The organism is Microcoleus sp. N9_A2 (assembly GCF_036701775.1).
Taxonomy (GTDB): Bacteria; Cyanobacteriota; Cyanobacteriia; order Cyanobacteriales; family Microcoleaceae; genus Microcoleus.
On the sequence record NZ_JAUBRH010000140.1, the window covers coordinates 1 to 2,351 of the forward strand.

General features: G+C 43.5%; 1 protein-coding gene. It reads right to left on the reverse strand.

Annotation, left to right across the window (positions count from 1 at the left end):
- Window positions 1-80: 80 nt before the first annotated feature.
- Window positions 81-1,745 carry a group II intron reverse transcriptase/maturase gene (ltrA, locus tag QUA44_RS30385; RefSeq protein WP_333257619.1) on the reverse strand — a complete coding sequence of 555 codons (1,665 nt, stop codon included), beginning with the start codon at window positions 1,743-1,745 and terminating at the stop codon, window positions 81-83.
- Window positions 1,746-2,351 lie beyond the last annotated feature (606 nt).

A 2,351-nucleotide genomic window follows, 5' to 3' on the forward strand; every position in this document is an offset into this window, starting at 1 on the left:
GTCGGGTAAGGTTCGAGCGTCGCCGCTCTCCCCTCCCCTGAGAACGCAGCATGAGAGTTTCCAACTCACTGCGCTCAAGCCTAACTTAAGGCCTTTTGAGACTGGGTTTGAGTTTTGGAATGTACCTGTTTGTGACAAGCTAGATGGACGTGCTGTAGGTTGTACTCGTCGTCAGTACCACCTTTAGCAACAGGTACTATGTGGTGGGTTTCTATTTCCTCTCCATTTAACAATAACTCTCCGCAGATAGGACAAATCCAGTTTTGATTTTGAGCGACGGAATAGTATTTACCGCCCTTACTCCAGTATGATTTGCCTAGTCTTTGGTTTCGATTGAGCCAATATTCTTGTTGAAGAGGGTTGTCAGGTGAAGTATTCCCTTTAACCTTTATGTGACGTTCGATGGGCGTGTACGCTATCTGGTAAAGAGTAATAATTTTCTCTTTTCCTCGGCGGTCGCTAATTGTGGTAGCGAACGTCCATTTATTGCCTTTGATGGTTTTAAAGTATCTTTTTCTGACCCACTTTGTGTTTTTCTTAGGATGTTGGCGTTTACACCACCGCCAGAGGTATTCCCACACCCTGTGTGAAATGTAACTGAAGGTTTGCTTGCTAACTACCCCTCTATAGTAGTTGGCAAAACCCCTGAGAATCGGATTCAGCTTTCTAATTATTGCCTCTTGGTTACTCCCATCCAGACTTTTTATCTCTTGACCGATTCTCTTACAAAAATTGAGAACTTTAGGTTTTGAGGGTTTGATTAACAGTTTACTGTTGTAATGTCTGAGGTTATAACCCAAAAAGTCGAAGCCATCTTCTATTGACGTGATTAACGTCTTCTCAGCACTGAGTTCGAGTCCTTGTTCGGACATCCACGCTTGAATCTGGATTTTGGCAGTTTCGAGACTTCCTTTGTCTCTAGCTGTGACAATAAAGTCATCAGCATATCTAACCACGCCTAGTCGGTGGTTGGTGGATTTTATATATGTTTCTAATCCATGCAGTCCGATGTTGGCTAGAAGTGGGGAGATGACTCCTCCCTGTGGTGTGCCCGTCTCTGTAGGGTTTACTTTTCCTTTGAGAACAAATCCAGCTTTTAACCATCCTTCGATTAGCCCTCTTTTAGGAAAGTTACTAATCATTTTTAGGATAGATTCATGGGCGATGTTGTCAAAAAAGCCTTTTATATCAGCTTCTAGAACCCATTTATCATTGCTACCTCTGGGATTGTCACTTAATCTGGTGAATGATTGTTCGATAGCATCTTGACAACTTCTGCCAGGTCGGAACCCATAGGAATTGGGCTCAAATCTAGCTTCCCACTCAGGTTCCAGTGTATTTTTAACTATTGCCTGCATGACTCTATCCCTGACGGTTGGGATACCGAGGGGACGCATTTTGCCATTTTTCTTGGGGATTTCTACTCGCCGCACAGGTTTTTGATTTCCACCCTTCCATGTATTAACAAATTCCACTCTTTGGGCTGGTGAGTTGATTACCTCCTTATCAATACCAGCGGTTTGTTTACCTTGATTGGTTTGAGTGATTTGTCGGACAGACAATAATAGGTTGGCGTAATTTCTTATCATTAATTTCTGCAAGTTTCTGAGCTTACGGAAATTACCAGTTTCTGAGGCACGAAAGATTCTTCGACGTAGATTTCTCACGGCTTTATTCATCTGTCTCCAGTTAATCTGGCTCCAATCTTTCAGCCGTTCTCTTTGTCCGTTTACGGTCATTTTCATGGCAGGATCTAACTTGTCATTGAGTTCGATTTCTTTGTCATTTCTTCTATTCGTGTTAGACCGAGGTTAAGTCTGCTATTACTTTCGTTCAGGAGCAAATTTTGAACTCCTATCTGACTCATTACAAGTCAGCATTCGCTTTTTAACCCTTCCTCTATCCTCCAGAAAGTTGTGTCCTCGTTACCTTAGACCTACTAGGAGTTTTCGACCTCTCCTAGACTCTGTAGGACTTACCCTGTCGTATCGTTTGGTTTTACATTCTCGGTTAGGTGCTATCTAGTTCAGCGATGGGTTTAAGTTCACACGACTCATAAATAAGGGAGTTATAAATCCACCCATAATGTCCTATCAGCCTTATTTGGACACTCCCGGTATTACGCCGTTTAACGATAGTTCACTTTCGTTCACCATTCGAGAACTCTCTCTAGCTCCTGACCGACTTAGGCTGTCAGCTTCGGCTACATTCGTGGTCTGCACTCCAGTTGTTTCGTTACCTACTTGACCGTGACCGGACTCTGAGAATAGAGTCTTTTACGTGAGAGTAAGGGGTGTGAATCCCTTAGTGGAGTAGGCTCCACGTGCCGAACGACCTTTCAGGTCGCGCCC